A 23,676-nucleotide genomic window follows, 5' to 3' on the forward strand; every position below is an offset into this window, starting at 1 on the left:
AACGTGGCGAGAGCGCCTACCGCTGTCAGCGGTGCAGCGCGGCGGCGATCTCTCGGTAGGTCTCGAGCGGATCGGCCATGTCGGGCAGCGAGTGCAGTGTCACGTGCGATGCACCTGCGTCGATGTGTTCGTTCAATCGTGCTGCGATCGCGTCGGCGGTACCGTGCGCCACCAACGCGTCGATCAGTCGGTCGCTGCCGCCGTCGCCGATCTCCTCGTCGGAGTAGCCGAGTCGGTTCAGATTGTTGGTGTAGTTGCGCAGGTGCAGGTAGGGGTTGTTGACCGGTGGCCGGCCGATCGAGCGAGCCTTCTCCGGATCCGACTCGAGGACCACCTTGTGCTCGGGTGCCAGGATCTTGTTCGGTCCCAATGCCTCTCGTGCTTCACGGGTGTGCTCGGGGGTGGTCAGGTACGGATGCGCACCTGCGGTGCGGTCGGCCGCCAGCGCGAGCACCTTCGGGCCGAGAGCAGCGAGGACGCGTCGCTCCACCGGGACTCCGGCCTCGTCGAGAGCGTCGAGGTAGGCCACCAGAGCGTCGTACGGCTTGGTGTATTCCTGCGTCGCCTCCGGGTGGCCCGCGCCGATTCCGAGGACGAAACGGCCCGGGTGCTTGCTCTCCAACCGGTGATACGACGCGGCGACGTCGGCCGCTGCGTCCGACCAGATGTTGACGATGCCGGTGGCGACGACAACTGTCTCGGTGGCGTCGAGGATCTCCTCGGTGGTGGTCAGGTCCGCAGGCGGCGAGCCGCCGAGCCAGATCGTGCCGTAGCCGAAGGATTCGATCGCCCGGGACAGTTCGGGTGTGAACGCCGAGTGCAGTCGCCAGACGCCGTACGTGCCGAGCTCAGGTGTGGAAGTCATGTTCGGAGTCAACGCGTCGGACTCGCGAAGATTCCACGAGCCCTCATACGTCCGGCTCGATGATGCGGTTCTCCGGGAACCGGGCCGGCGGCGGACCGAACGCGTCGCGTGCGTTCTTGATGACACCCTTGCCGACCGCGCGGTTGCCCGCGCCGCCGATTGCCGCGCCGATTCCGGCGGGGAGCATCTTGCCGACCAACAGCGCGCTGCGCTTGGCGAGGTACTTGGTGATGAACTTCTTCACCAGCGACTTGTTCATGGTCGCCATCGACCCGCCCGGGATGCGGGAGGTGATCAGCGGTCCCCAGTTCTTGGCGGTCTTGCCGACGGTTCGTTGCACGATCTGCATGCCCGATTCGCCCAGGGCGACCGACAGCACCAGGGCGCGTCGTTGCTGGTGGTTCTGGACGGGAATGCCGTGCACGGACGCGACCGACAGTGTCAGCAGCGCCGAGGACTCGATGAAGAACGCGGTTTCGGCACCGACCGCGGCGAGCGAGGCGACGGTCCCGACGCCCGGGATCGCCGCCGCTCCGCCCACCGCCGAACCGCTGCCGGTGACCGCGAGCAGGAACCGCTTCTCGAGGCGTTCGATGATCTGTGCCGGGGTGTCGTACGGGTGTGCTCGACGCACGTGCGCGACATATTTGTCGACGGCGGGTCCCTGTAGGCGGCTGGCGTTGTCGAGGATGTTGACCAGCGCGCGTTCGAGCTTGCCTCCGCCCCCGCCCTCGACCTGCGCGTCGTCCTGCTTGCCTGCCATCGGTCCTCTTTCTTCTGGAGAGTTGTGAGTCAACGCACCCAGTGATCGGGCGGAACGAGCTCGTCGGGCTTGGGCGGTGGGGGGCGCGGTGCCGTCGCCGAAGGGTGATCCTCTCAGGGCTTCGCGGCCGTGGGGTTCGAGCCACCCGGTCAGGTCCGGTCCGTTCGGCACGATGCCCGACGGATTGATGTCGGTGTGCACCTCGTAGTAGTGCCGCTTGATGTGGTCGAAGTCGACGGTGTCGCCGAATCCGGGGGTCTGGAACAGGTCGCGTGCGTAGTTCCACAGCACCGGGATCTCGCTGAGCTTGCTGCGGTTGCACTTGAAGTGGCCGTGGTAGACGGGATCGAAGCGCACCAATGTGGTGAACAGGCGCACGTCGGCCTCGGTGATGTGGTCGCCGACCAGGTATCGCTGCGTGGAGAGGCGTTCGACGAGCCAATCGAGGCGGGCGAACAGTCGGTCGTAGGCCTTGTCGTATGCCTCCTGCGATCCAGCGAATCCGCAGCGGTAGACGCCGTTGTTGACGTCCTCGAACACCAGCTGGGCCACTTCGTCGATCTCGGTGCGCAGGGCCTCCGGGTACAGATCGGGTGCGCCGTCGCGGTGATACTGCGTCCACTCGGTCGAGAAATCGAGGGTGATCTGCGGGTAGTCGTTGGTGACTACTTGGCCGGAGGGAACGTCGACGATGGCGGGGACGGTGATGCCGCGCTCGTAATCGGGGAAGCGGGCGAAGAACGCGTCCTGAAGTCGAGGGATCTGCAATACAGAGTCGACGCCGCCGGGCTCCTCCTGGAAGTTCCAACTCCGGGGATCATGGGTCGGACCCGGAATGCCGAGCGAGAGAACATCTTCGAGGCCGAGCAGCCGTCGGACGATGATGGATCGATGGGCCCATGGGCAGGCGCGCGCGGCGATCAATCGGTACCGTCCCGGCTCCACCGGATACCCGTCCCGGCCGTCGGCGGTGATCCGCGTCGGGATGTAGTTGGTGTCGCGCTTGAATTCCTTGCCCGGTTCCACATATGCGGCATCGTCGGCCATGCTCTCGAACTCCTCACATCGATCGGTCTCATCTCGACGCTACCCAGTTCGGAGCCGGCTCAACCGGGTCACGGTCGGAGCACTGCGGTGTGGCACGCGCCGATTTCCACATATCCCAGCCGCGCGGCGAGGCGTCGAGCAACGGCGTTCTCGGGTCGCGATCGCCACTGCGGAATCAGGCCGTCGTCGATGGCGTCGTTGGTGGCCAGCCTGCCGACCACCTGGGCGTGGCCCCGTCGGCGATGGTCCGGGTCCGTCAGCACGCGCATGTCGGCCAGAATCAGCTGCTCCTCCGAGTAGCCGGCCGATGCGAGCGAATGGGCCGAGTCGGCAGGTCGGTCGTCGCCGAGCAGCGTGAACCAGTTCCGCGAGACCGGCTCGCCGAATGCTTCGGCGACGTCGGCGTCGCTGCAGTGCGCGGCAAGGTTGCGTGCGTGCTGCGCATCGTGGGAGATCAGCGGGTCGTGTACGTCGATGGTGTGGCCGATGTCCGAGCCGTACGCCAGCGTGTGGGTGCCGATCTCGTAGTGCGCCGAACGGTCGCCGAGCAGTGCCGAGATCCAGGTTCGGTCCGCGCTCGCCGGGCCACTGATCGCGCGAGAGGCATCAACGGCCCAGGACGGTCCGACGATCACGGTGGTCTCGGCCAGTCGCAGCACGGTGACGTCGTCGGTGGCACCGACATGTTCGACGCGCTCGGCGTCGGTGTCGAGGGCTCGATCGTCCATCTGCAGTCGGCGACACCAGGCCAGACGGACGATGTCGAGTCGATGGGGATCGAAAGGGCCGGCATCGAGAAGGGGGAGATCCACGTCTGAACCCTAGCCACCGAGGCGCTGAGCGACGTTCCGGTTTCACCGTCCAAAAGCAATCTTTCGAACTTTTTCGCCCCCGGTGTTTCGCTCAGCGCCGATAGATGGCAGACTCACTTTTGAGATTAGAGCTTCGACGTGAAGATCTAGCTCGCTTACAGAAGGTTTACAGAATGACGCAGGGCAGTGTGAAGTGGTTCAACGGCGAAAAGGGCTTCGGCTTCATCGAGCAGGATGGTGGCGGACCGGACGTTTTCGTTCATTACTCGGAGATTCAGGGTAGCGGCTTCAAGTCGCTCGACGAGGGCCAGCGCGTGGAGTTCGAGGTGGGCCAGGGTCAGAAGGGCCCCCAGGCTACCGGCGTCCGCGCCATCTGATTCAAGCTTCGTAACCCGACTTCTCCTGGTGGAGTGACCTTTCCGAAGTAAATTCCACCAGAAACTCGGTGACAAGGCCGGATACACGGAAGAAACTCCGAGTATCCGGTCTTCGTCTGTTTCGAAGTGCCTGCGGCAGTGGTGCGGTTGGGTGCCTTCCAGGGCACTTGTTCACACCACTGCCGCAGGCACTCACCTACAGCCCCAGATCGCGTCCGATCAGTTCCTTCATGATCTCGTTCGATCCGGCCCAGATCTTCGTCACGCGAGCGTCTTTCCACGCCCGAGCGGCGCGGTATTCGTTCATGAATCCGTAGCCGCCGTGTAGCTGGACGCAGTGGTCGAGAATTTCGTTCTGCACCTGCGAGCTCCACCACTTCGCCTTGGCGGCGTCGATGGCGGTCAGTTCACCGATCCCGTGTGCGGCGATGCAGTTGTCGATGTACGCCTGTGCCACATCGAGTTTGGTGACGAGCTCGGCGAGCAGAAACTTGTTCCATTGCAGTGAGCCGATCTGCTGGCCGAATGCCTTGCGATCCTTGGCGTACTGCAGCGTCTCCTCGAGAATGGGACGGACGTGTCCGAGGTTGGCCACCGAGCAGCTGATCCGTTCCTGGGGGAGTAGCTGCATCATGTGGATGAAGCCGCCGTCGAACTCGCCGATCATGTTCGAGCTCGGGACGCGCACGTTCTCGAAGAACAGCTCGGCCGTGTCGGATTCGGGCTGACCGACCTTGTCGAGCTTGCGGCCGCGGGAGAATCCTTCGGTGCCGTTCTCGACGGCGAACAGCGTGATGCCCTTGGCCTTCTTCTCCGGCGTGGTGCGGGTGGCGACGATGACCAGGTCTGCGGAGTTGCCGTTGGTGATGAACGTCTTCGAACCGTTGATGATGAAGTCGTCTCCGTCCTTGACGGCAGTGGTCTTCAGCGCGGCCAGGTCGGAGCCACCGGACGGTTCGGTCATCGCGATCGCCGTGAGGATCTCACCGCTGCAGAAGCCGGGCAGCCAGCGCTTCTTCTGCTCTTCGGTGGTGAGCTTGACCAAGTAGGGCGCGACGATGTCCACGTGGATACCGAAGCACGACGCCACCGCGGCGCTCGAGCGGGCGAGTTCCTCGGCGAGGACGGCGTTGAATCGGTAGTCCTCGGCTCCGCTACCGCCGTATTCTTCCGGTACTTCCAGTCCCAGGAAGCCGTTGCGTCCGGCTTCGAGCCAGATCTCGCGGTCGATGTATCGCTGCTCGACGAGCTTTTCCTCGACCGGTGTGATGGTCCGGGTGACGAACTCGCGCACCGACGCGCGGAAGTCCTCGTGATCGGCCTCGAACAAGCTGCGCTTCATCTATCTGTTCCTCTCGGTAACGGTGAGTTATCAGCGAACAATACTCGTTGGTAACAACCGTCCCGGACCGGTGTGGCACTATGCGAACCATGGCTGACGCACCCACTTCGCTCGTTCGATCGACCACCGCGGCAGGCGCCGAGCTCGCCGTCCTCACCTTCGACCACGGTCCGCTCAACCTCTTCGATCAGGCCATGTTCGACGCGGTTGCCGCGAACGTTGCCGATCTCGTCGCACGCCCCCCGCGGGCGGTGTTGTTGCGCGCCGAGGGCAAGGTGAACTCTGCGGGCGTCGACGTGCACGTCTTCGATGGTCTGTCCGCCGCGCAGGGTGCCGATCTGTGGCGTGGATTGTTCGCACAGATCGCCCATCCGCTCGAGGCGCTGCCCTGCCCGGTGATCTACGCCGCGCACGGTTTGACGCTCACGGCGGCGTTCGAGATCTCGCTGGCGTGCGACATCATTCTCGCCGGTCCCAAGGCCAAGTTCGGTCTGGTCGAGACCGTCGTCGGTCTGACACCGTCGATGGGTGGACCGCAGCGCCTCGCCGAGCGGGCCGGTTCGGGTCGAGCTCGCGAGCTCGTCATGACCGGTGATCTGTACGACGCGCAGACGCTGAAGGAGTGGGGCGTGGTCAATCAGATCCACGACGACGTCGATGCCGCGGCGCTCGCGCTGACGCATCGCCTGGCCGACGGCCCCACCGTCGCGCATGCGGCAACCAAACAGATTGTGGCAGCGTGGCGTTCGGGCGGCGTGGCCCACGCGGACGAGATCACCTCGGAGGTCTCCGGAGCACTGTTCGAGACCGAGGATCTGCGGGGTGCGGTGAAGAGCTTCCTCGAGGTCGGCCCGGGGAAGGCTACGTACACGGGCAAGTAGCATCGGGTGAGTGAGTACCGATCAGCTGGCCGAACTGCACCTGCACATCGAAGGGTCGCTCGAGCCTCCGCTGATATTCGATCTCGCCGAGCGCAACGGATTGTCACTGCCGTACAACGACATCGATGAATTGCGGGCGAAGTACGAGTTCAGCGACCTGCAGTCGTTCCTGGATCTGTACTACGCGAACATGGCCGTGCTGCGCACTGCCGAGGATTTCGCCGACCTCGCCCGGGCCTACTTCCGCCGCACCGCGCAGGCCGGGGTGACGCACGCGGAGATCTTCTTCGATCCGCAGGCGCACACCGAGCGTGGTGTCCCGCTCGAGGCCGTCGTCGAGGGATTGGCCGACGCCTGCGCATCCAGCGAGCGCGAATTCGGTGTCACCAGTGGGTTGATCGCGTCGATCCTGCGGGACAAGCCGGTGCTGCATGCCAATCAGCTGTTGGACGATCTGTTGGCCATGCAGGCCCCGATCATCGGTCTCGGCCTCGATTCCGCAGAGGTGGGCTACCCGCCATCGCTGTTCGTCGACGTGTTCGCCAAGGCCCGCGCCGAGGGTCTGCACGTCGTCGCCCATGCCGGTGAGGAAGGTCCACCCGACTACATCTGGCAGGCACTGGATCTGCTGAAGGTCGAGCGCATCGACCACGGGGTGCGGTGCCTCGAAGACGAGGCGCTGGTGAATCGTCTTGTCGAGGAACAGATTCCGCTCACGGTATGCCCGCTGTCCAACGTCCGGCTCAAGGTGATCGACGATGTAGAGCAGCTGCCGCTGCGACAGATGCTCGAACGCGGACTGTCGGTGTCGATCAACTCCGACGATCCCGCCTACTTCGGCGGCTACGTCGACGACAATTTCGCTGCCCTCGAAGCAGGTATGGGGCTGACCGCGCAGGAGCGAAACGTGTTGGCCGAGAACTCGATCCGCGCGAGTTTCATGACTGTCTAGATCAGCTCGCGGTGACCGAGATCCTGGGGTAGCCGGTCGCGCCGTCGGGAACGGTGTCTGCGGTCCTGTTGGTCTGCAGTTCTCCTGCGGAGTTGGTGGCGCGGGCTCGGATCGAATGCTGTCCCGCGGGTAGGTCGAGCTCGACCGTCCATTGCCGCCAGGTGTCCTTGGAGTACTCCTCCGACAGCGTGGCCGGCACCCAGTTGCCCTCGTCCACTTGCACTTCCACGCCGTCGATTCCGGTGTGCTGGTCCCACGCCACTCCCGCGATCACCGTCTGCCCGGCCGGCACGGAACTGCCCGATCGCGGGGTGTCGATCCGCGAGGCCGTCTTGATCGGTCCGCGTTCGCCCCAACCGCGGTCGGTCCAGTATGCCGTCGCGCGGTCGAAGCGGGTGATCTCGATGTCGGTGACCCACTTGGTCGCCGAGACGTATCCGTACAGGCCGGGGACGACGAGCCGGGCCGGGTAGCCGTGCTCGACGGGCAGCGGGGCCCCGTTCATCCCGACGGCCAGGAGGGCGTCGCGGCCGTCGAGCAGAACCTCGAGGGGAGTGCCCGCGGTGAAGGCATCGCTGCTCGACGACAGGGCCATGTCGGCGTCGGGTGAGATGCCCGCTTCTTCGAGAATGTCCTTGAGCGGGTAGCCGATCCACGTTGCGTTGCCCACGAGGTCGCCGCCGACGATATTGGACACGCAGGTCAACGTGACCGTCTTCTCCACTGCCTGGCGCTCGGCGAGGTCGGCGAACGTCAGCTCGATCTCGCGGTCGACCATGCCGTGGATGCGCAGCGACCAGTCCTCGGACGCCACGCGCGGCACGACCAACGCGGTGTCGATGCGGTAGAAGTCGTCGTTCGGGGTGATGTACGACGCCAGGCCGTCGATCTGTAGGTCCGCCCCGGCCGGTATCGGGGGTTGCGGCGTCGGCGTGGGCAGCATGAAGCCGAGTCGATCGGCGGTGACGGCGCGGGCGGAGGTGAGCATCCGTCCGGCTGTTCCGGCGACGACGCCGAGCACCGCGGCACCGGCGGCGAGAGTGAGGAAGCTGCGTCGGTTCATTCCCTCGGTCGCAGGCGCGGCGGCACCGATGAGGGCGTGCAGCACGACGATGCCGACGATGACGCCGCCGATGGTCGGGACTGCGTAGAGAGCCGTCGCGTCGGGTCGGGTCACTGCGGCGAGTACGCCCACGACGCCCAGCGCGGCGAACACCACGGCACCGATCGGCTTGCGGGCGATGCCTGCTGCCGCGGCGATCGCTCCGATCACCACTGCCATGCCGATGAACAGGGCGAGCTTGTCGGAGGTGCCGAACGTGTCGATGGCCCATTCACGGATCGGGGCCGGACTGTTGTCGACGGCCGAGGAGCCGACGGCGGTCAGCGGTGACGAGTTGGGTCCGATGGGGACGGCGATCAATTCACCGACGCCGAGGACCACCCCGGCGGCGACGATGCCGGACAGCGCGCGTTTTCCTGTGCTCACTCGTTCCAATGTAAGCGTGCGGGGAGTGGCTGCGTGCACAGGACACTCCACTCGACGCGTTCACCTGCGGAAACCCACTCGACGGTCGCAGGAGTGGAGCAAAAATTGCGCGCAGCGCTACACCGGTCGGCCGCTCAGGACAGTAGGTGTTCGAGGTATCTGCTGCCGAACAGCTTCATCGGGTCCATCGCATCCCGAACACGCAGGAAGTCGTCGAAGTGTTCGTAGGTATCGCGGAGCTCATCGCCGCCGAGGGAGTGCAGTTTGCCCCAGTGTGGCCTGCCGCCGACGCTGCGGCAGATGGCCTCGACGGCGTCGAAGTACTCGCGGTGATCGCGGCGGTGGTACTGGTGCACGGCGATGTAGGCCGTCGGGCGTCCGTACGCGGTGGAGAGCCAGATGTCGTCGGCCGCGGCGAACCGCACTTCGACGGGGAACGCGATGGACATGGCAGACCGCTCCAGCCAGCGATCCACCTCGCGCAGCACCCGGCCGATCTCGGCTGCAGGCACCGCATATTCCATCTCGACGAACTTGACGGTCCGCGACGATGCGAACACCCGGTACGAACGATCGGTGTACTCGCGGGCTGACAGCGCTCTCGCCGAGACCGCGTTGAGGCGTGGAATCAGGGCAGGCACCCGCGTCACCACGCGGTTGAGGCCCTCGAAGACCGTGTTGGACAGCAATTCGTCGTCGAGATACGACCGCACCTTTCCCAGCGGACGCAGCGCAGCGTCGCCGGGCAGTCGGGTGTTGCGTTTGGTCAGCACTCGGTCGGTGTGCGGAAACCAGTAGAACTCGAAATGGTCGACGCCTGCCACGATCGCATCGAGATCGGCGAGCGTCGCCCGGAGCGTCGACGGCTCCTCGACGGCCCGGAGGGCGAAGGCCGGAACGCATTCGAGCGTGACTCGGGTGATGACACCGAGCGCACCGAGCCCGACGCGGGCCGCGTCGAACAGTGCCGTGTTCTCCTCGCGAGAGCACTGCACCAGCCGGCCGTCCGAGGTCATCAGTTCCAGTGCGCGCACCTGGGTGGCGATGCCGCCGAAGCGGGCTCCGGTTCCGTGAGTGCCCGTGGAGATGGCTCCGGCAATCGATTGTTCGTCGATGTCGCCGAGGTTGGTCATGGCCAGGCCGAGGTCCCACAACCGCGCGGTCAGATCGCGCAGCCGAGTGCCTGCGAGCACCGTCACCCGGGCGGAGCCGTCGTCCTCGTGCACCACCGATTCGATCTCCTGCAGCGAATCCAGGCTGATCTGAACGCCGTCGGTGACCGCGATCGGAGTGAACGAGTGGCCCGCTCCGACGCACCGCACCGTCCGAGATCGTTCGACGGCATCCCGCAGAATCGCACGCAACTCGTCCACCGATGAGGGCTCGGCTCGATGCACCGGATACGCATGCTGGTTCCCCGCCCAGTTCTGCCACGACCGCTCGATCATCGAATCACTATCGCACTGCTCGAACGGCGGGTCATTCCGCAGGCTCCACTCCCGTGGGTCAATCGGAGGCACAGAACTCGTCCGCGCCCTAGGATCGGGTGATGCAATCGAGGCTGCCCGCTGATGTGCGGCGCGCACAACTGGTGCAGTCTGCGATCGATGTCGCGGAGCGGGTCGGCATCGAGTCTCTGACCGTGCGTGCTCTCTCGGAGCACGCCGACGTCACCAAGGGCATCGTGCAGTACCACTTCGAGACCAAGCAGGATCTGGTGATCGCGATGGGGGAGCACCTCATCGTCGACGTCACCGAGATTCTGCATGCCGCGTTGGACAGCGCGGTGGGCACGCGCGAACTCCCGGGTGTCCGGGGTCTGCGCGAGCTGGTGCACGGCGGTCTGAGCGCGGTGTGGTTGCTGATCGAGAAGTCACCGGGTCGGCAGTTGCTCGCGTACGAGATCAAGACCTACTTGCTGCGCCATCGTGCGCTCGGGTCCGCCACGGCCGCCGAGATCGCCAGTGGGCAGTACCGAATCCGAGACTCCGAGGCCCGGTTGTTCTTCGAGAAGTGTTCCGCCCACACCGGGACGCGATGGCTGGAGCCGGTGGCGTCGATCGCGCGTTTCGGGATGGCCACTCTCGACGGCCTGGTGCTGCGATGGTTGGTCGACGGCGACGATCTCGAGGTGCTGGCGCAGATCGACGACCTGTCGGGTCTGATAGCGGCCAAGGCTCAGGACCGCTGAATGCTCGCCGGGACTTCTCGGCTGTGGAGTGTTTGACTGTTCGGACCTGGCAACGACAAAGGAATGAGCCGCATGAGTTCGATCGCCGGTGTCGCAACCACCGACACGACACCACTGTCCCGTATCGCCGCTGCCACCGAAGGGCTCGAATCACCCTTGGCTGCAGTCGATCTGGCGGCTCTCGATGCCAATGCTGCGGCGCTGCGAGCACGGGCGGACGGAGTGCCGATCAGGATCGCGAGCAAGTCGGTTCGGTCCCGGGGGGTTTTGGATCGGGTGCTCGCGGCCGACGGCGTGAGCGGGGTCATGGCGTACTCCCTGCGTGAGGCGATCTGGTTGGCACGCCACGGCGTGGAGGACATCCTGATGGGGTATCCGACGGTCGACCGCACCGCTCTCGCCGAGGTCGTCAACGATCGTGTTCTGTCGGGGCGCATCACGCTGATGGTCGACGACGTCGCACAGCTGGACATCGTGCGCGACGCCACCGCCAGCGATCTTCTCAAGCCCCGTATCTGTCTCGACGTCGATGCCTCGCTGCGGATCGGGCCGCTGCACATCGGTGTCAGACGTTCGCCACTGCGCGAACCCGAGCAGGTCGCCGCCTTCGCACGGGCGGCGCAGGCGCGGGGGTTCCGAGTAGTCGGGCTGATGTTCTACGAGGCGCAGATCGCCGGTGTGCCCGACGCCAATCTCGCGGTGGAATGGATGAAGTCGCTGTCGTCTCGTGAGATCTCCACGCGCAGAACGGCAGTGGTCGAGGCAGTGACCGCGGCAGTCGGCCGGATCGAGATCGTCAACAGTGGCGGGACCGGGTCGATCGAGTTCTCGGCGACCGATCCGGTCGTCACCGAGGTGACTGCGGGATCGGGTCTGTTCGCGCCGACGCTCTTCGATCGGTATCGCGCGTTCTCGGCGGAGCCGTCGCTGTTCTTCGCGCTGCCCGCGGTGCGCAAGCCCACCCCGCAGATCGCGACGTTGTTCGGCGGTGGCTACATCGCGTCGGGTCCGGCATCGTCGTCGCGGGCACCCCGGCCGATCGCGTGGTCGAGAAAGGCCAGGGGCGTGGTGACGTCCGGTCTGAAGTTGCTGCGCAACGAAGGCGCGGGCGAGGTCCAGACTCCGGTGAGCGGAGCGGGCGAGATCAGGATCGGTGATCGCGTCTGGTTCCGGCATGCCAAGGCCGGCGAGCTGTGCGAGCGGTTCGACACCCTGCATCTGGTACACGCCGACGGGTCCGTCGAGGCGCTCCCCACCTATCGTGGTGAGGGCATGGCGTTCGGCTGAATTCCGTTCTCGCACAGGCTCATGAAAGTGCCGAGGGTGACCAGTCCGGCCGGGGTCGACGGCAGGTACCGGGTCAGTGCCCGCGACCGGACCAGTATCGCCGCCCACTGGCCTCGCGAGACGGCGACGTTGAGTCTGTTGCGGGACAACAGGAATCCCATGCCTCGTGGCACGTCTTCGATTGCCGACGCGGCCATCGAGATCAACACCACCGGTGCCTGCCGTCCTTGGAACTTGTCGACGGTGCCCACCGAGACCTCGTCGAGTCCGGCGGCCGCGAGTCGCAGGGCGATGACGGCCACCTGCGCGTTGTAGGCCGCGACGACCAGGAAGTCGCCCTGGTCCATCGGCCGCGCACCCTCGAAGGATTGCGGGTCGCTCCACAGTCGGCCCAGCAGCTTCTGCACGTGAGTGACGATCTCGTCGGCTTCCTCCACCGAGTCGGTGGAGTTGCCGTGGTGGTCGAGGTAGACGAGGTGCAGGCCGGGTTCGAGCGACTCCAGTGAACGTGCCTGTGTCACAGCACGGTTGGACTCGAGCTTGCCCTCGTACGACAGTGCCGAGACCGGCGCGCACAGATCGGGATGCATCCGCCACGTCGTGGCCAGGAAGTACCCGCGGTCGACGGGCAGCGTCGGGTGACCGCTGGTGATCCAACCCAGAGCCGACTCGTCGACGGGTTCTGGGTGAGTGCCCTGGCTGACCTGCGGCAACTGTGCCGGGTCGCCGAGCAGCAGCAGGTTGCGTGCGGACACCGAGACGGCGATGGTGTTGGCCAGGGAGAACTGCCCGGCCTCGTCGATGACCAGCAGATCGAGCGACTCGGGCGGAATGCGGCCGGGGTTGGAGAAGTCCCAGGCGGTACCGCCGATGACGCATCCCTCGTCGGCCTCGGTGACGAAGCGGCAGTAGTCCGTCGGGTCCAGGACGGTGTGGGCGGTCGGGGCCTTCTTGCCCACCCGACCCGGGTCGACTCCGGCCTGAACAATCGTGTCGAGCAGATTGTTCACCACGTGATGCGACTGGCCCACCACCCCGACCTTCCAGTGATGGACACCGACCAACTCGGCGATGACCCGGGCGGCGGTGTACGTCTTCCCGGTCCCGGGCGGCCCCTGCACGGCAACGTACGACCGGTCCAGATCGAGCAGCGCCGCCGTGACGGCCGCCGCGTAGTCACCGGCGTGCACCTCGGGAAGTCCGGTGCCGGAACGGGTTCGGGGCGGCGACAGCGTCAGCAGATCGGCGACGGCCGTGCGCGGAAGGTGCGGCAGCGCGGCGTGGACCTCGGCCGCGACGGCAACGATCGCCTGCTCCAGATACTTGGTGGCCGGGGGCGGCTCGGGTGCGGTGGCGACGGGAAAGTCGGGGTACTCGTCCACTCCCTTGCGCAGGTTCTCCTGCACCACCACCATGTCGAGGGTGCCCTCGTAGCCCGCCTCCACGATCTCGACCGTCGTGGTCGCGCGATGGGTCGGCTGCTGTTTCGGTAATCCCTCCGGGGCCGGGTTTTCGTAGAGCAGCTTGACCTTGGAGCTCGACAGGACGCCGCTGCTCAGGTGTCCCAACAGCTTGAGCTGTCGTCGCAGGACCCGTTGCTTCGGTGCAGTTTTCATCCAGTCGTGCACCAGCTCTGCGCGCTCGACCTTCAGCACGTCGGCTGCGTCGGCCCACTCGTCGAGCGGGTGGGTGAGGCGATCGAAGTGCGCCCACCAGAACGGCTTTCGCTCGCGGCGGTGGTAGCCGATGGAACCGGAGAACAATGCGACGGCCTGCTGCGTCGAGGTGCGCTCCCACGGCAGACCGGCGTAGTCGGCGAGTTCGAGCTCCAGCGGGCTCGCGGTGTCCGTCGCACCGTCTTCGAGTTCGAGATGCTGCCGAGCCCGCGGGTGCACACCGGCGTCCGACGCGCGCCCAAGTAACCAATCCCGCAGTCGCAGCGTCGATTCGCAGTCGGTGCGGTTGTACTCGGCGATATCGGCGAGGAGCGCAGCAGCCTCGGCGTCCTTGCCCTGGTCTCGTAGATCGCACCAGTTCGCGTATTCGACGATCGACGCGGCCGCATCGGTGACGTCCCCGTCGCGGGCCGCGGGCATGTACAGGGGTTCGAGCTTCTTGATGCTGTACGACCTGGCTCCGATGCGCACCGCAGATCGCACGATCGGGTAGAGGTCGACCAGAACGTCGTCCCGCAGTAGGTCGTCGACCGCGTCCTCACCCACTCCGTAGCGTCCGGCGAGGCGCAGTAGCGCGGTCTTCTCGTACGGCGCGTAGTGGTAGACGTGCATGTTCGGGTAGGCGGCGCGACGGGTGGTCACGTAGTCGAGGAAGTCGATCAGGGCGCGGCGTTCCTGCGCGCGATCGTGCGCCCAGAACGGGAGGAAATCGCCGTCGGCGGTGTAGACACCGAACAGGTACTCGAGTCCCCATTCGGCACTGCCGGCCTCGGCCCACAGTGGGTCGCCCTCGAAGTCGAAGAAGATGTCTCCCGGATCGGGCTCGGGGATCACGCCGAGGGCGTCGGCGTCGAAGATCTCGAACTCGGCGTCGCCGCTGTGTTCCTGACGAACCTGCAGCGCGGCCTGAGCTCGCAGATTCGTGACCGTGCGAGACGACATGCCGTCCACGCTTCCGGTCGATGCAGCCAGTTGGTCGACCGTCGAGATGCCGGCGTCGAGCAGTCTGTCCCTGGTGCTCGCGCGCATGCCTGCGACCAGAACCAGGTCGCGGTGCTGTTCCACCTCGACCGTGCATGCCTCGCACTGCCCGCAGCCGGAGTAGCGCGCGTCGAACCAGTCGACGACGGTCCCCTCGGCGTGGTGCTCGTCGAGGATGTGTTGCAGGTGTTCCCTGGACTGTCGGTAGACCGGCAGGATCTCGGCGAGCGAGTGCGCGGAGTCGCTGCCGTCGCCGAGCATCAGGTGCACCTCGTCGCTCGGGGTGATGCCGCCGGACCGCAGCGCGTCCGCGTAGGCCGCCAACTGCAGCAGTGCCGACACCTTCGCGTGCCGCGACAGCTTGGTGTCGTACACGGCGTACCGATCGCCCTCGGCCACCAGGAAGTCGCAGAAACCGAGAAATCGGCCGTCGAAGAACGTGGCCTGATAGACCACGGGTGTGCGTGAGGTCAGGGCGGTGAACGTCGCCCAGGCCGCGTCGGCCATTTCCTGCGCTGTGCGTCCCGGTCGGTCCATCGTCAGGACGCCGCCGGGAAACCGCTGCTGGAATGTCTCGAGTTGACGGCGTTCGTGCTCGAATCCGAGTGCAGAGGTGCGGTCGAGCATCGGATCCGGCTCGGCGGTGGCCCGCGGGATCAGACCGGTGAGGCCGTCGAGTCGGCGCAGCAGTCCGAATTCGCACGACGCTGCCGCGGCGAGGTCGCTGGCGCTGTAGATGACGCGATCGCCGATGAGGAACACGCGCCCACCCTAGTCACCGCCGCGAGCGGTTCCGGTCACGTTGCGCGCGGATGCCGTCGCGAGGAGGCAAAATGATCGAATGCCTTTTTTCGACGGAGCCACCGGCGCGGTCCATTACCGAAACTGGACTGTCCCCGATGCTCGTTTCGGTCTCGTTTTTCTGCACGGTCTCGGCCAGAACAGCGGCCATTATCACCGTTTCGCTCGCGTCCTCAACGGACGCGGAGTCGATGTGTGGGCGGTCGACCATGTGGGCCACGGCCTCACCGAAGGTGAGTTGACGGACGCCGCTCAGATTCCCGCACTCGCTCAGAACGCGCTGCAGTTGCTCGAGATCGCCGAGGCCGAACACCCGGAGTTGTCCTTTGCACTGATGGGTCATTCGTTGGGCGCGGCGACGGCCATCGCAGCCCTCGGTGCGCATCCGGAGGCGGTGCAGTGCGCCGTACTGTGCGGAACGCCCAAGTCGGTGACCGGCTCGGTCACCGATCTCGCCGACAACGTCATTCCGCTGCTGGCCGTGCACGGCGTGGACGATCGTCTGGCTCCGGTCGATGCGGTGCGCGAGTGGATCGGCGGTGTTCCCGACGCGTCCCTGCGTGAATTCGAGGACGGTGGCCACGACCTGCTGCACGAGAAGATCCATCTGCAGGTTACGTCGGTGGTGGCGGAGTTCCTCGACGACCACATGTCCTGACAACGAAAAAGAACGGGCCCGGCGCGAGGATAGCGCCGGGCCCGTTCTCGTTCGGTCGATCTACGAGTAGATGGCTTCGATGTCGCTGCCGCGCTCGGCATGAATGATGTTGCGCTTGAGCTTCATCGTCGGGGTGAGCTCACCGGTTTCGACGGTGAAGTCGTTCTCGAGGATCGTGTACTTCTTGATCTGCTCCGGGTTCGAGACCTTCTTGTTGGCCTCGGCGACGGCCTTGTCGATCTCGGCGACCATCTCGGGATTCTTGGACAATTCGGAGAACGGAATGTCCGCGGACAGGTTGTGCCGCTCGAGCCAGCCGGGCAGTGCTTCCGGGTCGAGGGTGATGAGCGCACCGATGAACGGCTTGGCGTCGCCCACGACGAGGCACTGGCTGATGATCGCGTTCGCGCGCAGGGCGTCCTCGAGCACTGCGGGGGCGACGTTCTTGCCACCCGCGGTCACGATGATCTCCTTCTTGCGGCCGGTGATCGAGACGTAGCCTTCCTGGTCGATGGCACCGAGGTCGCCGGTGTGGAACCAGCCGTCGACGATGGCCTCGGACGTGGCCTTCTCGTTGTGCCAGTAGCCGCTGAACACGACCGGTCCCTTGAGCAGCAGTTCGCCGTCCTCGGCGACCTTCACCGAGTGGCCGTCGATGGGCTTGCCGACGGTGCCGACGCGCTGTTCCTTGGTGGTGTTGACGGTGATGGCCGCGCTGGTCTCGGTCAGGCCGTAGCCCTCGTAGACCGGGACGCCCGCACCGCGGAAGAAGTGGCCGAGGCGGGCACCGAGAGGTCCACCACCGGACACCGCGCGGGTGCAGTTGCCGCCGAGTGCGGCGCGCAGCTTGGAGTACACGAGCTTGTCGAACACCGTGTGCTTGAGGTTCAGAACCAGCCCGGCTCCGCCCTTCTCCTGGGCCTCGCTCCACTCGATGGCCGTCGCGGCGGCCTTGTCGAAGATGGAACCCTTGCCGCCGTCGTGTGCCTTCTGCTTGGCGGAGTTGTAGACCTTCTCGAACACACGCGGCACCGACAGGATGAAGTCCGGCTTGAACACGGCGAACTGATCCACCAGCGTCGTCACGTCCGAGGTGTGTCCGACGGTGACCTTGGACTCGAACGAGCCGAACGAGACGGCGCGGGCGAACACGTGCGCCATCGGGAGGAACATCAGCGTGCGGTTGCCTTCCTTCATCGAGTCGTGCAGCGCGATCTGGGTGGCCTGCACCTCGGCGTAGAAGTTGGCGTGCGTGAGCTGAACGCCCTTGGGTCGTCCGGTGGTGCCCGAGGTGTAGATCAGGGTCGCGGGCGATGCCGCGCTGACCTGATGGCGTCGTGCATGCAGTTCCTCGTCGCTGACCGAGGCTCCGCGGGTGGTCAGCTCGTCGATGGCTCCGGCGTCGATCTGCAGAACCTCACGCAGATCCTTGGCACCCTCGGTGACCTCTTTGAGGTTCGAGGCGTGCGCTGCGGTCTCGACGACGAGCAACTTGGTGGCGGAGTCCTCGAGAATCCACTGCGCCTGGTCGGCGGAGGAGGTCTCGTAGATCGCGACGGTGCAGCCACCTGCGGACCAGATGGCGTAGTCGAGGACGACCCACTCGTAGCGCGTCGCGCTGAGGATCGCGACACGGTCGCCGAGTTCGATACCGGAGGCGATCAGTCCCTTGGCTGCTGCCGCGACCTCGGTCGCGAAGCGAGCTGCGGTGACATCGGTCCAGTTGCCGTTCACCAGACGTTGGAAGGGTACGAAGTTGGGCGATTCCTTCTCGTACCTGTAGACGGTGTCGGCCATGGATGCGTCGTCAGGAATGGTGAACGACGCCGGCACAGAATATTCGCGCACTGCTGGACCCCTTACGGAAAAATAGCGTGGTAGTTGTGCATTTCATCACATTCGAGGCCGTGGCGCACCATCCGGGGTGTCCGGTTTGTCGACTTTGCCGCGAGTCCGGGGTAGTTGAGTGTGACTCGGGGTACAACTTAACGGTCCGCAGTCGCGTTCGGGTGTCGGGTCGCCGGTGTGAGGCCGCTCGCACCGCAGGCCGTCGTGACCGTTTTCGTCACCTGATCAGCGTAGAAGGGTTCGCAGGGCCCGAGCAGGTACTAAACTCGTGCGACATATGAGCACTTCAGAAACTGAACAGGATGCCGCCGTGACGTCCGACGAGACGAATTCGCCCCCGCAGGAGTCCGCCGTTCCAGCGGGCGACGACATCACCTTCGCCGACCTCGGGATCGACGAGCGGGTCCTGAAGGCCCTCCGCGATGTCGGCTACGAGAGCCCGTCGCCCATTCAGGCGGCCACCATTCCGCCGCTGATGGCAGGCAACGACGTCGTCGGACTCGCGCAGACCGGAACCGGCAAGACCGCCGCGTTCGCGGTGCCGATCCTCTCGCGTCTCGACGTCTCGCGTCGGGTGCCGCAGGCTCTGGTACTGGCCCCGACCCGTGAGCTGGCGCTCCAGGTCGCCGAGGCGTTCGGCAAGTACGCCACCCACATTCCGGGTCTGCACATCCTGCCGATCTACGGCGGTCAGGCGTACGGCATCCAGCTGTCCGGTCTGCGCAAGGGCGCGCAGATCATCGTCGGTACTCCCGGCCGCGTCATCGACCATCTCGAGAAGGGCACCCTCGACCTGTCCGGGCTAGAGTACCTGGTCCTCGACGAGGCCGACGAGATGCTCAAGATGGGTTTCCAGGAGGACGTCGAGCGCATCCTCTCCGATACCCCGGAGTACAAGCAGGTCGCGTTGTTCTCGGCCACGATGCCGGCCGCGATTCGCAAGATCTCCAAGCAGTACCTGCACGATCCGGTGGAGATCACCGTCAAGACCAAGACGTCGACGGCACCGAACATCACCCAGCGCTACGTTCAGGTGGCACATCAGCGCAAGCTGGAGGCGCTCACTCGAATCTTCGAGGTCGAAGAGTTCGAGGCGATGATCATGTTCGTCCGTACCAAGCAGGCCACCGAGGAGCTCGCCGAGAAGCTGCGCGCACGGGGCTTCTCGGCCGCGGCGATCAACGGCGACATCGTGCAGGCACAGCGTGAGCGCACCATCGGTCAGCTCAAGAACGGTCAGATCGACATCCTGGTGGCCACCGACGTCGCGGCCCGTGGTCTCGACGTCGACCGCATCTCGCACGTCATCAACTACGACATCCCGCACGACACCGAGTCCTACGTGCACCGCATCGGTCGTACCGGTCGCGCCGGCCGCGCCGGGCAGGCCCTGCTGTTCGTCGCGCCGCGCGAGCGGCACCTGCTCAAGGCCATCGAGCGTGCGACGCGTCAGCCGATCACCGAGATGCAGCTCCCGAGCGTCGACGACGTCAACGCGCAGCGCGTGACGAAGTTCAAGGACTCCATCACCGAGAGCCTGGGCAACGAGAATCTGGCGCTGTTCCGTCGTCTCATCGAGGATTACGAGCGCGAGCACGACGTGCCCTTGGTCGACATCGCGGCGGCGCTGGCCATTCAGTCCCGCGACGGCGAAGCGTTCCTGCTCAAGCCCGAGCCGCCTGCCCCGCCGCGGGCACCGCGCGAGCCGCGCGAACCCCGGCCACCGCGCACGTTCGACGAGGACGCGGCCAGCTCGCATCATCGCAAGACCGGCCAGGAGATGGCGACGTACCGCATCAGCGTCGGCAAGCGGCATCACGTCGCCCCGGGAGCGATCGTCGGTGCCATCGCCAACGAGGGCGGTCTGCGTCGAAGCGACTTCGGGCACATCAGCATTCGTCCCGATCACTCGTTGGTGGAGTTGCCGGCCGACCTCGCCGACGAGACCGTCGAGGCGTTGCGCCGCACCCGCATCAGTGGCGTACTGATTCAGCTGCAACCCGATTCCGGTCCTCCCGGACGCAGCGGCGGCGGAAAGTACAAGGGGCGGCGCTAGCGCACGTGCACGGCACTTCGTAGCCCACTACGAGTTTCCGCGCACGACCCAAGCGCGAGCGTTTGGTGGCCGAGGCCGCGGGTATCCGCCCGTGCATGACCAACGTCACTCTCCGTGTCAACGGGACCGACCGCGCTTTCGACTGCGATACCCGAACCACCCTGCTCGACGCTCTCCGCGAGAACCTGGACCTGATCGGTGCCAAGAAGGGGTGTGACCACGGGCAGTGCGGGGCCTGCACGGTGCTGGTGGACGGACGGCGGATCAACAGCTGCCTGACGTTCGCAGTGGCGCAGCAGGATCGTGAGATCACCACGGTCGAGGGGTTGGCCGACGGCGACACCCTGCACCCCGTGCAGCAGGCCTTCGTCGATCGCGACGCGTTCCAGTGCGGGTACTGCACATCCGGGCAGATCTGTTCGGCGGTCGCGGTGATCGAAGAGGCCAAGCAGGGATGGCCCAGCGCGGTCACCGAGGACATCGAGGGTGCCGACGTCGAACTCGATCCCGACGAAATACGAGAACGTATGAGCGGCAACCTCTGTCGTTGCGGTGCCTACTGCAATATCGTGTCGGCCGTACGGGACGCGTCGTGAAGACCTTCGAGTACGACGCAGCCACCGCAGTCGACGACGCCGTGGCCCGCCTCGCCGAGAACGAGAACGCGATGCTGCTCGGCGGGGGAACCAACCTCGTGGACCTGATGAAACTCGGAGTCGTGGGCCCGACGACGCTGATCGACGTGACGCGACTTCCGTTGCACGACATCGATGTATCCGACGACGGCTCGCTTCGTGTCGGTTCCGGCGTGAGCAACAGTGATCTCGCGGTGCACCCGGTGGTGCGTCAGCGTTATCCGGTGCTCTCGCGGGCGGTGCTGGCCGGTGCCTCGGGTCAGTTGCGCAACATGGCCACCACCGGTGGGAACCTGTTCCAGCGCACTCGGTGCGTGTACTTCATGGATGCATCGAAGCCGTGCAACAAGCGCGAACCCGGGTCGGGCTGCCCGGCCCGGACCGGTGAGCACCGCAACCTTGCCATCCTCGGGGCCTCGGAGGCCTGCGTGGCGACGCATCCCTCCGACATGGCGGTCGCGCTGTCCGCTCTCGACGCACGTGTGGTCGTGCGCGGAGTCGACGGAGAGCGCACCCTCGCGATCGATGACTTCTATCGGCTCCCCGGCGACGCGCCCGAGCGCGACAACACGGTCGCGCGGGACGAACTCGTCACGGCCATCGAGATACCGGCACCGGCGGACGGCACCGTCTCCACCTACCGCAAGGTGCGAGACCGGCAGTCCTACGCCTTCGCGATCGCCTCGGTCGCCGCCACTCTCGATGTCGAGGACGGAATCGTGCGCGGGGTGTCGATCGCGCTGGGCGGTGTGGCGCACAAGCCGTGGCGGGCTCGCACGGCCGAGCACACGCTGCTCGGCGCGGCCGCCGAGGAGGCGTCGTTCCGGCGGGCCATCGCGTTGGAACTCGATGCGGCGGAACCGTTGCGCGACAACGCGTTCAAGATCCCACTGGTGACCAATCTCGTCACCCGCACCTTGGCGGAACTCACAGTGTCGGGAGACCGGTCATGACTGCATCGATCGGACAACCGATTCAGCGCACCGAATCGATCGCGAAGGTCACCGGCCGGGCTCGGTACGCCGCCGAGCAGCCGCCGGCCGTCGGGCAGCTGTACGCCTGGTACGTGCCCGCGACAGTTCCTGCGGGCACGGTCGAACGAGTCGAACTGGACGACGACCCCACGGTGCATGCGGTCGTCTGGCACGGCAACGCGGAGAAGCTGGGTGAGGTCGAGGACGCCGAACTGCATGTCCTGCAATCGAACACCGTCGCGTACCGCGGTCAGATCGTGGCCGTCGTCGTGGCCGATACTCTTCAGGACGCCCGCGCCGCCGCAGCCCGAGTGCGGGTGCAGTACACCGATGTCCGCTCACCCGACAACTCTTTGACGGCCGAGCACGGCTCGCTCTACGCACCCGAGTCCGTCAACGCCGGCTTTCCCACCGACGTGACGATCGGGGATCCCGATGCAGCGCTGAAGACGGCTGAGCATGTCGTCGACAACTGGTATTCCACCGCGCCGATGCACAACAGTCCGATGGAGCCGCATGCCACCACGGCGCAGTGGGCCGACGGCGTTCTGACGCTGTGGGACTCGACGCAGGCACCGTCGGGTGTGCAGGGCGATCTCGCCACGGCGTTCGACCTCGAGCCCGAGAACGTTCGCGTCGTCGCGGAGAACGTCGGCGGCGGATTCGGAGCCAAGGGAAGTACTCGGCCCAATGCGATCCTCGCTGCGATGGCCGCGCGAGCCACCGGCCGCACCGTGAAATTGGTGCTGCCGAGGCAGGCGTTGTTCGATGTCGTCGGGTACCGCACGCCGACGCTCAATCACGTTCGTCTGGGCGCTGATTCGACCGGTGCGCTGCAGGCGATCGCGCACGATTCGTTCCAGCAGACCAGCACGATCTTCGAGTTCTGTGAGCAGACGTCGGAATCGACTCGGCACATCTATGCGGCCCCCAACCGTCGCACCACCCACCGTCTCGCGAAACTGGACGTCGGAACGCCGCGGTGGATGCGGGCACCCGGCGAGGCACCCGGCATGTTCGCCGTCGAGACGGCCATCGACGAATTGGCCGCGGCCACCGGCGTCGATCCGATCGAACTGCGCGTTCGCAACGAGCCGGACGTCGATCCCGCCAGTGGTAACCCGTTCAGCTCACGCAGTGTGGTGCAGTGCCTTCGCGAGGGTGCGGAGCAGTTCGGCTGGGACCGCCGCGATCCCACGCCCGGTCGGCGTCGAGAAGGCAACACTCTTGTCGGCATGGGAGTCGCGACGGCCAGCTACCCGGTGTTGATCTCGCCGAGTACCGCGTCGGCGCGAGTGGAGTCGGACGGCACGATCACGGTGTCCGTCGCCGCGTCGGACATCGGTACCGGCGCGCGCACCGTGCTGCGACAGATTGCCGCCGATGCGCTCGAGGTCGATGCAGACAGCGTGACCGTCGAACTCGGCGACAGCGCTCTGCCGACCGCTCCAGGAGCCGGTGGGTCCTCGGGTACCTCGTCGTGGGGCTGGGCCGTCACCAAGGTCTGCCACTCGTTGAAGTCTCAGGGTTCGTACGAGCCGGGCAACTCCGCCGAGGCCGACACCACCGATGACGTCGAGGGGCAGAAGGAGCTGGCGCGCATGGCTTTCGGTGCCCAGTTCGCCGAGGTCGCGGTCGACATCGATACCGGTGAGGTGCGGGTACGCAGGATGCTCGGAGTCTTCGGCATCGGCGCGGTGATGAATCCGCGGCTGGCGAGGTCTCAGCTCATCGGCGGCATGACGTTCGGACTCGGCATGGCGCTGATGGAGAACGGCATCACCGATCACGAGTTCGGCGGGTTCGCCAATCACGATCTCGCCGAGTACCACATCCCGGCCTGTGCGGACGTCACCGATCTCGAGGCCGTGTGGGTCGAGGAGGTCGACACCGAACTCGCGCCGATGGGCGGTAAGGGAATCGGTGAGATCGGTGCGGTCGGATCCTCGGCGGCCATCGGCAATGCCGTCTACAACGCCACCGGCGTCCGAGTCCGCGACCTGCCGATCACCATGGACAAGGTGCTGCCGCACCTCTAGAG

18 protein-coding genes and 1 pseudogene are annotated in these 23,676 nt (G+C 65.9%); 10 read left to right on the forward strand and 9 right to left on the reverse strand.

From position 1 onward, the window contains the following. Positions 1 to 25: 25 nt before the first annotated feature. From QM615_RS20035 to QM615_RS20050, 4 genes and pseudogenes are all read right to left on the reverse strand, one after another. Positions 26 to 865 (reverse strand): LLM class F420-dependent oxidoreductase, encoded by an 840-nt coding sequence (locus QM615_RS20035; protein ID WP_283347801.1) that lies wholly within the window; start codon positions 863 to 865, stop codon positions 26 to 28. 43 nt (positions 866 to 908) lie between these two features. Then, positions 909 to 1,628 (reverse strand): hypothetical protein, encoded by a 720-nt coding sequence (locus QM615_RS20040; RefSeq protein ID WP_283347802.1) that lies wholly within the window; start codon positions 1,626 to 1,628, stop codon positions 909 to 911. Between the two features lie 29 nt (positions 1,629 to 1,657). Then, positions 1,658 to 2,675 (reverse strand): annotated as a pseudogene (locus tag QM615_RS20045) (glutathione S-transferase family protein). A 68-nt stretch (positions 2,676 to 2,743) separates the two neighbouring features. Beyond that, a complete protein-coding gene (locus tag QM615_RS20050; RefSeq protein WP_283347803.1) occupies positions 2,744 to 3,487 on the reverse strand; it encodes a GNAT family N-acetyltransferase in 744 nt (247 codons plus the stop codon). 173 nt (positions 3,488 to 3,660) lie between these two features. On the opposite strand from QM615_RS20050, the gene QM615_RS20055 reads away from it, so the two are divergent. After that, a complete protein-coding gene (locus tag QM615_RS20055) occupies positions 3,661 to 3,864 on the forward strand; it encodes a cold-shock protein (protein WP_008714360.1) in 204 nt (67 codons plus the stop codon). Positions 3,865 to 4,060: 196 nt separating this feature from the next. Here the strand turns inward: QM615_RS20055 and QM615_RS20060 are convergent, their stop codons facing one another. Further along, positions 4,061 to 5,206, reverse strand: a complete 1,146-nt coding sequence (locus QM615_RS20060) for an acyl-CoA dehydrogenase family protein (protein ID WP_032396497.1) — start codon at positions 5,204 to 5,206, stop codon at positions 4,061 to 4,063. A gap of 89 nt (positions 5,207 to 5,295) precedes the next feature. Between QM615_RS20060 and QM615_RS20065 the strand changes: the two genes are divergently transcribed. Further along, positions 5,296 to 6,087, forward strand: a complete 792-nt coding sequence (locus QM615_RS20065; RefSeq protein ID WP_068053232.1) for an enoyl-CoA hydratase/isomerase family protein — start codon at positions 5,296 to 5,298, stop codon at positions 6,085 to 6,087. A gap of 10 nt (positions 6,088 to 6,097) precedes the next feature. Beyond that, a complete protein-coding gene (locus tag QM615_RS20070) occupies positions 6,098 to 7,039 on the forward strand; it encodes an adenosine deaminase (protein WP_283347804.1) in 942 nt (313 codons plus the stop codon). A gap of 1 nt (position 7,040) precedes the next feature. Here QM615_RS20070 and QM615_RS20075 read toward each other — a convergent pair whose 3' ends face one another. Both QM615_RS20075 and QM615_RS20080 read right to left on the reverse strand, forming a co-directional pair. After that, positions 7,041 to 8,528, reverse strand: coding sequence for a molybdopterin-dependent oxidoreductase (locus QM615_RS20075; RefSeq protein ID WP_283347805.1), 1,488 nt, complete (start codon positions 8,526 to 8,528; stop codon positions 7,041 to 7,043). A 134-nt stretch (positions 8,529 to 8,662) separates the two neighbouring features. Further along, positions 8,663 to 9,976, reverse strand: coding sequence for a D-arabinono-1,4-lactone oxidase (locus tag QM615_RS20080; protein WP_283347806.1), 1,314 nt, complete (start codon positions 9,974 to 9,976; stop codon positions 8,663 to 8,665). Between the two features lie 101 nt (positions 9,977 to 10,077). On the opposite strand from QM615_RS20080, the gene QM615_RS20085 reads away from it, so the two are divergent. Continuing rightward, on the forward strand, positions 10,078 to 10,719 hold the full coding sequence (locus QM615_RS20085; protein WP_068053247.1) for a TetR/AcrR family transcriptional regulator: 642 nt from the start codon (positions 10,078 to 10,080) through the stop codon (positions 10,717 to 10,719). A gap of 72 nt (positions 10,720 to 10,791) precedes the next feature. After that, positions 10,792 to 12,006 carry an alanine racemase gene (locus tag QM615_RS20090; protein WP_283347807.1) on the forward strand — a complete coding sequence of 405 codons (1,215 nt, stop codon included), beginning with the start codon at positions 10,792 to 10,794 and terminating at the stop codon, positions 12,004 to 12,006. Here the strand turns inward: QM615_RS20090 and QM615_RS20095 are convergent. Next, on the reverse strand, positions 11,976 to 15,425 hold the full coding sequence (locus tag QM615_RS20095) for a TM0106 family RecB-like putative nuclease (protein ID WP_149407959.1): 3,450 nt from the start codon (positions 15,423 to 15,425) through the stop codon (positions 11,976 to 11,978). The genes QM615_RS20090 and QM615_RS20095 overlap by 31 nt on opposite strands. A 79-nt stretch (positions 15,426 to 15,504) precedes the next feature. Here QM615_RS20095 and QM615_RS20100 point away from each other — a divergent pair, with 79 nt between their 5' ends. Then, on the forward strand, positions 15,505 to 16,122 hold the full coding sequence (locus QM615_RS20100; protein WP_068053245.1) for an alpha/beta hydrolase: 618 nt from the start codon (positions 15,505 to 15,507) through the stop codon (positions 16,120 to 16,122). A gap of 60 nt (positions 16,123 to 16,182) precedes the next feature. Here QM615_RS20100 and QM615_RS20105 read toward each other — a convergent pair whose 3' ends face one another. Continuing rightward, positions 16,183 to 17,970 (reverse strand): AMP-dependent synthetase/ligase, encoded by a 1,788-nt coding sequence (locus QM615_RS20105; protein WP_176460380.1) that lies wholly within the window; start codon positions 17,968 to 17,970, stop codon positions 16,183 to 16,185. 310 nt (positions 17,971 to 18,280) lie between these two features. Between QM615_RS20105 and QM615_RS20110 the strand changes: the two genes are divergently transcribed. From QM615_RS20110 to QM615_RS20125, 4 genes are all read left to right on the forward strand, one after another. Next, entirely contained in the window at positions 18,281 to 20,026 is a 1,746-nt protein-coding gene (locus tag QM615_RS20110) for a DEAD/DEAH box helicase (protein ID WP_231911489.1), read from the forward strand. 95 nt (positions 20,027 to 20,121) lie between these two features. Continuing rightward, positions 20,122 to 20,622 (forward strand): 2Fe-2S iron-sulfur cluster-binding protein, encoded by a 501-nt coding sequence (locus QM615_RS20115; protein WP_068053261.1) that lies wholly within the window; start codon positions 20,122 to 20,124, stop codon positions 20,620 to 20,622. After that, positions 20,619 to 21,614 carry an FAD binding domain-containing protein gene (locus QM615_RS20120; protein ID WP_094688050.1) on the forward strand — a complete coding sequence of 332 codons (996 nt, stop codon included), beginning with the start codon at positions 20,619 to 20,621 and terminating at the stop codon, positions 21,612 to 21,614. Before QM615_RS20115 ends, QM615_RS20120 begins: the two co-directional genes overlap by 4 nt. Continuing rightward, a complete protein-coding gene (locus QM615_RS20125; RefSeq protein WP_283347808.1) occupies positions 21,611 to 23,674 on the forward strand; it encodes a xanthine dehydrogenase family protein molybdopterin-binding subunit in 2,064 nt (687 codons plus the stop codon). The genes QM615_RS20120 and QM615_RS20125 overlap by 4 nt, the downstream gene beginning before the upstream one ends. The last annotated feature ends 2 nt before the right edge of the window (positions 23,675 to 23,676 follow it).

The sequence above is a fragment of the Rhodococcus sp. IEGM 1341 genome (assembly GCF_030056895.1).
GTDB lineage: Bacteria > Actinomycetota > Actinomycetes > Mycobacteriales > Mycobacteriaceae > Rhodococcoides.

Coding starts and splice junctions, on each gene's coding strand:
- QM615_RS20055 (WP_008714360.1), top strand. CDS start 3,661: ATGACGCAGGGCAGTGTGAAGTGGTTCAACGGCGAAAAGGGCTTCGGC.
- QM615_RS20060 (WP_032396497.1), bottom strand. CDS start 5,206: ATGAAGCGCAGCTTGTTCGAGGCCGATCACGAGGACTTCCGCGCGTCG.
- QM615_RS20080 (WP_283347806.1), bottom strand. CDS start 9,976: ATGATCGAGCGGTCGTGGCAGAACTGGGCGGGGAACCAGCATGCGTAT.
- QM615_RS20115 (WP_068053261.1), top strand. CDS start 20,122: ATGACCAACGTCACTCTCCGTGTCAACGGGACCGACCGCGCTTTCGAC.
- QM615_RS20085 (WP_068053247.1), top strand. CDS start 10,078: ATGCAATCGAGGCTGCCCGCTGATGTGCGGCGCGCACAACTGGTGCAG.
- QM615_RS20125 (WP_283347808.1), top strand. CDS start 21,611: ATGACTGCATCGATCGGACAACCGATTCAGCGCACCGAATCGATCGCG.
- QM615_RS20065 (WP_068053232.1), top strand. CDS start 5,296: ATGGCTGACGCACCCACTTCGCTCGTTCGATCGACCACCGCGGCAGGC.
- QM615_RS20090 (WP_283347807.1), top strand. CDS start 10,792: ATGAGTTCGATCGCCGGTGTCGCAACCACCGACACGACACCACTGTCC.
- QM615_RS20040 (WP_283347802.1), bottom strand. CDS start 1,628: ATGGCAGGCAAGCAGGACGACGCGCAGGTCGAGGGCGGGGGCGGAGGC.
- QM615_RS20035 (WP_283347801.1), bottom strand. CDS start 865: ATGACTTCCACACCTGAGCTCGGCACGTACGGCGTCTGGCGACTGCAC.
- QM615_RS20100 (WP_068053245.1), top strand. CDS start 15,505: ATGCCTTTTTTCGACGGAGCCACCGGCGCGGTCCATTACCGAAACTGG.